The sequence below is a fragment of the Veillonella sp. VA139 genome, assembly GCF_003992005.1.
GTDB lineage: Bacteria > Bacillota > Negativicutes > Veillonellales > Veillonellaceae > F0422.
On the sequence record NZ_RQVL01000017.1, the window covers coordinates 41,629 to 48,699 of the forward strand.

The window sequence follows — 7,071 nt, forward strand, 5'->3', positions numbered from 1 at the left end:
CAATTTTTTGAAAGGAGGTGTGGTTATGCTAAATATAGTAGATGTGTTTTCGGGAGCAGGTGGATTAACTGAAGGCTTCAGGCATAAAGACTATTATAACTTTATTTGTCATATAGAAATGGACAAAGATGCTTGCTCTTCTTTAGAATTAAGAAACATATATTACTATTTAAAACAAGAAAATAATTTATCTCCATATTTTGAATATATTCAAGGTAAAATCTCAAGAGATGACTTGTATTCAATTATACCAGGAGATCTAACTAAAGATATATTGAATAAGGAAATCAGTAAAGAGACCATATCGTCCTTTTTTGAATTTATTGACCAAAGATTAGGCAATAATGACTTAGATGGTATTATTGGTGGACCACCATGTCAGGCATATTCTACAATAGGTAGAGCAAATAATAAGTCGAAAAAATCTACCGATAAAAGAATTTATCTATATAAACATTATTTAGATTTTCTACAGAAATATAAACCAAAGTTCTTTGTTTTTGAAAATGTTAAGGGATTGCTTTCTTTTAAGGATTTATCAGGAGAGCTACTCTTGCCACAGATAATTTGCGAATTTGATAAGTGTGGATATAAGGTGGATTATCAAATAGTAGATGCAAGTCATTATGGTGTGGTACAGAAAAGAGAGCGTTTAATACTTGTAGGGCATAGAAAAGATTTAGTATTCGATAGCTCATTTTTTGACTGTTTGGCCAAATATACTGAAGCTTCCCCAACTATAAAGGAATTATTTGAGGATTTACCAAGTATAAAGTCTGGAGGAAGTTCTCATAAGTATTGTTGTGAGGTTTCGAGTCAGTTTATAAAAAAATATATTCGTAAAAAAGATGATATTTTAACACAACATACTGCAAGACCTCATAATAAAAATGATTTAAAGATATATAAATTGGTACTAAAAGCTAAGAAAAAAGGGAAAAATTTAAGGTATATCGATATACCTGAAGAATTACAAACGCATTCTAATACAACATCTTTTTTAGATAGATATAAAGCTTTGGAGTATGGTTCTGTTAGTCATACAGTTGTTGCTCATATTGCGAAAGATGGACATTACTATATTCATCCAGATTTAAGACAGAATCGTTCAATTACAGTAAGAGAAGCAGCTAGAATACAAGGGTTTCCCGATAACTTTTATTTTGAACACTCACGAACAGCTGCATTTAAGCAGATAGGCAATGCTGTTCCGCCAATTCTATCTGAAAAAATTGCAATGGCCATTATAGACTTTTTGAGAGGGCAGAAAGGAAAGTGAATTACCTCGCTATCTTCTTATCCATATATTACGTATTCTCCAGCCCCTAGAACTGGGGGCCAGGTGTAGAAAAGAAAAGTAATCGATGGCTACAAGCAATTAAACATGTTGGATGTGGGATTTTTTAGTAAGAAAGAATCCCTATTTTAAAGCTAGTGTGATTATTTTTCCGACAAAAACTTGGCACCCTCCTCGAAAATAAATATGCTTGTAGTCAATATAACTAGGCGATGGAATACTTTCAAATTGTCTACGAAGAAGCAAAGGGATTAGATATGTTTAAGGGGTTATATAATTAATATGTGGCAAGGAATTTTTTCAGGCTTTTTATGGGCCTCAGACACGGTGCTCATGAACACAGTGTTTATGAATGATATAAATTTAGCAATACTACCATTGATTATGGCGGGTATTCATGATTTAATTAGTGTATTTGTAATTACCTTAATAATGGCAGTATCGAAGAATATTCATCATGTAATAAGAGATATTCAATCAAAGGGGGCCAAATTTATAGGGATGGCTGCGTTATTAGGCGGTCCTATTGGATTATCAGCCTATATATTAGCCATTTATTTCTTAGGGCCCTTCTTAGTGTGCGTTATTACTTCCCTATATCCAGCCATTGGTTCTGTATTAGCGAATCTTTTCTTGGGAGAGCGGCGAAAAGTGTATCAGTGGATTGCTTTAGGTGTTTCTATTGGTGCGGTCATTCTCTTAGGGATTACTTATGATAGTGCCATACAGAATATTTGGTTAGGTCTAGTAGCGGCTATTATGTGTGCAGTGGCTTGGGGATCAGAAGCGGTTATCTGTTCTTGGACACTAGGTAAATATGACTTACAAGATACAAGTGCCTTGTGGATTCGACAATCATCGTCTACGGTAGTTAGTGCTATGATTGTTGGAGGACTTATACTTGGAGGACTCTCAATAGGTACGGTAGGTGACCTCATTTTAGATAAGGTAAATTGGCTAGTGGTTGCTGCTACATGTGGTGCCTTATCGTATATGTTCTACTATAAATCTATTAGTAACATTGGTGCTAGTCGGGCTATGGCAGTTAATAGTAGTTATAGCGGATTTGCTATTTTAATTAATATGTTATTTTGGGGAGTTGTGCCTAGCTATCAAGAAATTATTTTAGGTATATTGATTGTAGGCGGAGGAATTGTATCTGCATATGATTACAAGAAATGAGTTTCATAGACTATTAGAAGAAAAGCAATATGAACGATTACAAGACTACAAAGTAGATAATGCTGTGATTATGGCGGCAGGCCTTTCCAAAAGATTTGCACCAGTGAGTGGCTATTGTCCCAAAGGGCTTACTCTGGTGAAAGGGGAAGTGTTGATTGAACGACAAATTTGGCAATTACAAGAAGCTGGCATTACCGATATATATGTTGTTGTAGGCTATAAAAAAGAGTTGTTCTGCTACTTACAAGACAAGTATGATGTAAAAATTATAGAAAATAATCAGTATAATGTTAAAGATAACCCTCAATCTTTGTATTTGGTGAAGGATATTTTAAGAAATACCTATATTTGCTCTGTAGATAATTATTATCCTGAAAGCCCTTTTAATTCATATGAATATAAGGGATACTATTCTTCTATTCATGTGGAAGGGAAAACCAATGAGTGGTGTATAACAACTGATGAAGAAGGACATATTACAGATGTATCTATTGGCGGATGTGATGCGGATATTATGTTAGGTCATGTGTATTTTGATAAACACTTCAGTGAGCAATTTGTTACGTTATTAGAGCAGTTAGAAAATAGTAGTGACTATTGGCATCACGTATGGGAATATTTATATATTCATAACATGGATGTATTGACGTTAGAAATACGAAAGTATGAAGGACAACAAATTTTGGAGTTTGACTCAGTAGATGAGGCAGTAGCATTTGACAATGAATTTTTACAACATAATAGTGAAGAAGAATGTTTAGGAAGGGGCAGTAATAAAATAACCCACAAATGAAATAGAGGAAAGTTGATCAAAATGTATCAACTTTCCTTTATTTTTAGGTTTTTTAATAAATGATGGGGAAACTCTTATTAGACTAACGCCATTATATTAAAAAGATTTACATATTAGAACTGTTAAATGCCCCCGATAGGTACATTAATTTTATCTCTAGCTACACAAATGCCATTTTTTATTAAATAGCATTCTACATAATGATTTCCCTCGAAATTCGTATGTTCATTTTGCGTTTTAAGATTACTTTTCAGGATGTTGCCACGTACCATGTTTCTTTTTATTGCTTCATTTCCTACATTTCTTACTTTCCACCAAATATCATATGGTGCGGGACACGATGTTTTTTGTATTTTAAATTCTAATTGTTTATTATGACTGAGATATCCTTCAAAATCTCGTAACCAAAATGGCCTCCAACCATTTTGGATAACTAAACAATTAATATCTAGATTATAACGAATATCCACAGTAGCTAGCTGCTCTATAAATTGCTCTGAATGTGTATTATTATAATTTTCATTATATGATAAGGAGCTATAATTTTTTGTTTCCAGACTCTTAATCTTAGGAAATTTTAATCCTAATAAATCTCTTAAGGCTGTATTCATCTCCTTTGAAGTGGAATCTTTTATATTTGATAATAGATTATATGCCTTATCTGCTTTTTTTACGAACTCACCGTTATGAGAATTATGGACTTGTTGATTACTTCCGACAGCAAACCAATATTCTTGGTTAGGATTTTTTTGCTTAAGAAACTTATATAGTGATATTAAAATTTCAAGATAATCTTCAGTGTTATAATTTGTAAAATAGTCATTTTCTTTAAAAAAGTTATATACTAAGGTATCGATTAGAAGACCTCCTATTCCAAATCCTACAGTATTTTTCCAGCTTCGTACAATATGACAAAAATCATAGTACAGTCCAGATGACTGCTGATTACAAGAAACGCATGTAGTTTGCTCGCTAAATGGATCTGTAATTTCCCAACTACCACCATCATGTGTATCAGGATACTTAAATGTATTGTTTGATTGCATAAAGCCAGGAACTAACTCTACAGTATACTTAGTAAACTGAATAACAACTACTTGACCATCTCCACTGATTTTAGTTTTGGGGAAGCTTTCCTCAAGAACAGATTTTACATCTTGGAGAAGAGCTGACTGGCCATTACTTTTATAATTATTATACTGTGTAAATATCTCGCTTGGCATATCAAATATTAGGTCTAAATCGCTATTACCTGATATAGCAGTATTTCTTCCGACAGAGCCAACTATATACATATGTAATTCGCCTTCATTATCAAGATTATAATAATGTTTGTTTAATTTTTTTGCTAAATTTTTAGCAGTTTTTTTCATATCTTCTAAGTTATCTAGACTAATATTTTTACAGAAAGTGTTAAAGTCATTAGACATGATTTATTTAAGTCCTCCTTTTAAGTGATTTGGAAGAAAATGATCTATTTCTTCGTCTGTATATGTGTATTCATCTTTCAGCCTTAAAGCTTTATATGCTTTTTCAACTGCGCTATCTGTCGTAGAAGGGGCATCATGGTATAGTTGGTTTAAGGTAGTTATAACTTGTTCATACTCTAATATTGTTTGCTTTAATTTAAAATCTAAATGTAATTTTGCTATGATGTGCAAAAGTTGATTTCTTACTATAACAAACTTATTGGCAGCAAATCGATGCTGAGTTTCTAGTTTTTTTAGGTCAAAGGTTTTTAAGTACGTATTAAGAATGAAGGCGGCTGTAGATATCAAAACTGTTAAAAACTTTGTTAAATATTCATCACAAAAAAAGATTGTTATAGCCCCACATGCGGTAATGCCATCAATAATAATGCTAGCTGTTTTGAAACATTTATATCTTGATGCATATATATCTGCCTGCTTTTCTTGTATTTTATGAGTCCACACTACACTTGCAAAGTTTTGTCGTACCTCGTCGAGTAGTACTTTAGATTTTTGCTTCATACCATACCTCCGTATACTATAAAAAAATTACCTTAACATCATATGGGACTATCTTAACAAACAATATGAATCTGATAAGGGAGATTCTAATGATGTGTTATAATTATTTTCAATGATATTATATAGCATGCTTATTCTGCTCTCTATATTATACCAGAATGTTATCAATAATTTATACGGAAACTGATAGTTTATGTTTACATAATAGTAATGACAGAGCTGTAGAAATTGTTGTTATTAAAATTTTAGAATTATATATAAGTGCTATCATAAGAATGTACAAAAATGATGATATAACGATGTATAGTTTTTATATTAATTAAAAACGACAGAGTGAGAAAGTACGTTAGTACAAAATGCTTGTAGGAAAAATAAAATAGAGGAAAGTTGATTAAAAAGCATCAACTTTCCTCTATTTTTTTGGCTCTTTGTCAAATGTGGGGGATACTCATATAAAAAGCTCTTAGCACTAGCTATTTAAATAGCTAGTGCTATTCTTTTTGCTCAATAAAAGTATACGAACTCTGAAGCGTTCAAAATGGCGCAACCCATAACTTATTCTCTTTAATACTTTGATATTATTATTACATCCTTCTGCAAACCCATTGGAATAGGCTAATACAAAGGCATTAACAATTTGAGGGAACCAACTAATAAAGGAGACTTTAAAATTACTAAACTCTGGTAGATGACTGCTTTCTACTGCTTTTAACCATAATTGTATGTACCTTTCTATGTTAGGTATGCTGTATATTTTAAATATCTTTCTAAAGGCTAATCTAAGCCCATAGGCCCGCCGTAGGTCATCGGATATATGTAATATTTTTAGCAGCTTTACTCGCTCGAGAGCCCAATCGACCAAGCGACACACATGGTAACGATCTGCCACAATATGTGCGTGAGGGAACATAGTTTGCACCACTAACCTAAATAATGGAGACATATCCATAACGATGTATTTAACCTGTTCTCTAGCCTCTTTAGAAAAGGTTTTGAAGTATTGGATAAGAGCTTGCGTATCTCGTTTGGGTAAAATATCTACGATAGAATGACTGTTTAAATCGGTTATGATAACTTGGTACATTTGACCTTCGGCATTCCCTTTATATTCATCGATACCCAGTACAGTAGGCAATTGTGTAGGCCTTGGAATGGCTAATTTAGAGCAATACAGAATGACTGTAGATACAGAGACGTCACTGCGTTTAGCCATCTCAGTGTAGGATCCTTTTTCACCTAATTGTCTAAATAGATACTCCATATTAGTTTTACTGAGTCGCAAATAGCGGCAAACAAAAGGGTTCTTTTCTATGAAAGTATGATTACATTCCTGGCACTTGTAACGTCTCTGTAAGTAGGTAGCAGTCACTCTGTGATGCTGTGCAGCACCAAACTTAACATCTCTCGGACGTTTACCTTTTAACTTTCTAGTGCTTGCTCCACAATGTGGACATACTTGCTCAGCTACCGGCATCTCAAGTGTATAGTGAATAGAACCATCTTAATTAACTTTCATATATTTAATATGTTAGTGTAAAATGTTTATGGGAAAATAAAATAGCAAAAGAAAGTCATCCTTTGTTACAATGAATGTGTCAAAAAACTCAAAGCAAAGGAGACCTTCTTATGGAATTTATTTTACAACAAGTAGCAGATATTTGCATTGATTTTTTTAATTTTTCTGAAAGCAAGATATTTAATGATGAAGAAATGTACTCATTCTTCCATCTCATGGAAGACTTTTCAACCTTAATAAATGGTGTTGCAATTATGATGCTAGAGGTTTTTTTATCTAAATTAGATGACCA

General features: G+C 32.8%; 7 protein-coding genes and 1 pseudogene. 4 read left to right on the forward strand and 4 right to left on the reverse strand.

From position 1 onward, the window contains the following. The first annotated feature begins 25 nt into the window (after positions 1-25). The 3 genes from EO125_RS06985 to EO125_RS06995 all read left to right on the forward strand — a co-directional run bounded on the left by EO125_RS06985 (position 26) and on the right by EO125_RS06995 (position 3,272). On the forward strand, positions 26-1,279 hold the full coding sequence (locus EO125_RS06985) for a DNA cytosine methyltransferase (RefSeq protein WP_127148257.1): 1,254 nt from the start codon (positions 26-28) through the stop codon (positions 1,277-1,279). A 300-nt stretch (positions 1,280-1,579) separates the two neighbouring features. Continuing rightward, entirely contained in the window at positions 1,580-2,479 is a 900-nt protein-coding gene (locus EO125_RS06990; RefSeq protein WP_127148258.1) for a DMT family transporter, read from the forward strand. Next, on the forward strand, positions 2,463-3,272 hold the full coding sequence (locus EO125_RS06995; RefSeq protein ID WP_127148259.1) for an NTP transferase domain-containing protein: 810 nt from the start codon (positions 2,463-2,465) through the stop codon (positions 3,270-3,272). Before EO125_RS06990 ends, EO125_RS06995 begins: the two co-directional genes overlap by 17 nt. Before the next feature lie 122 nt (positions 3,273-3,394). Here the strand turns inward: EO125_RS06995 and EO125_RS07000 are convergent, their stop codons facing one another. From EO125_RS07000 to EO125_RS10200, 4 genes and pseudogenes are all read right to left on the reverse strand, one after another. Next, a complete protein-coding gene (locus tag EO125_RS07000; RefSeq protein ID WP_127148260.1) occupies positions 3,395-4,702 on the reverse strand; it encodes a nucleotidyltransferase in 1,308 nt (435 codons plus the stop codon). Positions 4,703-4,705: 3 nt separating this feature from the next. Beyond that, complete coding sequence (locus EO125_RS07005; RefSeq protein ID WP_127148261.1) at positions 4,706-5,263, reverse strand: SLATT domain-containing protein; 558 nt, start codon at positions 5,261-5,263, stop codon at positions 4,706-4,708. Positions 5,264-5,732: 469 nt separating this feature from the next. Next, the gene (locus EO125_RS07010; RefSeq protein WP_240630455.1) at positions 5,733-6,524 is read right to left on the reverse strand and encodes a transposase; all 792 of its coding nucleotides are present in this window, start codon (positions 6,522-6,524) and stop codon (positions 5,733-5,735) included. Between the two features lie 75 nt (positions 6,525-6,599). After that, positions 6,600-6,737 (reverse strand): annotated as a pseudogene (locus EO125_RS10200) (ISL3 family transposase); the annotation flags it as partial. 152 nt (positions 6,738-6,889) lie between these two features. Here EO125_RS10200 and EO125_RS07015 point away from each other — a divergent pair. Then, the coding region (locus EO125_RS07015) for a hypothetical protein (RefSeq protein WP_164726472.1) at positions 6,890-7,071 on the forward strand (182 nt) is incomplete at its 3' end.

Excerpts from the sequence above, each read along its gene's own strand:
- EO125_RS06985 (WP_127148257.1), top strand. The coding sequence starts at position 26 with ATGCTAAATATAGTAGATGTGTTTTCGGGAGCAGGTGGATTAACTGAA.
- EO125_RS07010 (WP_240630455.1), bottom strand. The coding sequence starts at position 6,524 with ATGGAGTATCTATTTAGACAATTAGGTGAAAAAGGATCCTACACTGAG.
- EO125_RS06990 (WP_127148258.1), top strand. The coding sequence starts at position 1,580 with ATGTGGCAAGGAATTTTTTCAGGCTTTTTATGGGCCTCAGACACGGTG.
- EO125_RS07005 (WP_127148261.1), bottom strand. The coding sequence starts at position 5,263 with ATGAAGCAAAAATCTAAAGTACTACTCGACGAGGTACGACAAAACTTT.
- EO125_RS06995 (WP_127148259.1), top strand. The coding sequence starts at position 2,463 with ATGATTACAAGAAATGAGTTTCATAGACTATTAGAAGAAAAGCAATAT.
- EO125_RS07000 (WP_127148260.1), bottom strand. The coding sequence starts at position 4,702 with ATGTCTAATGACTTTAACACTTTCTGTAAAAATATTAGTCTAGATAAC.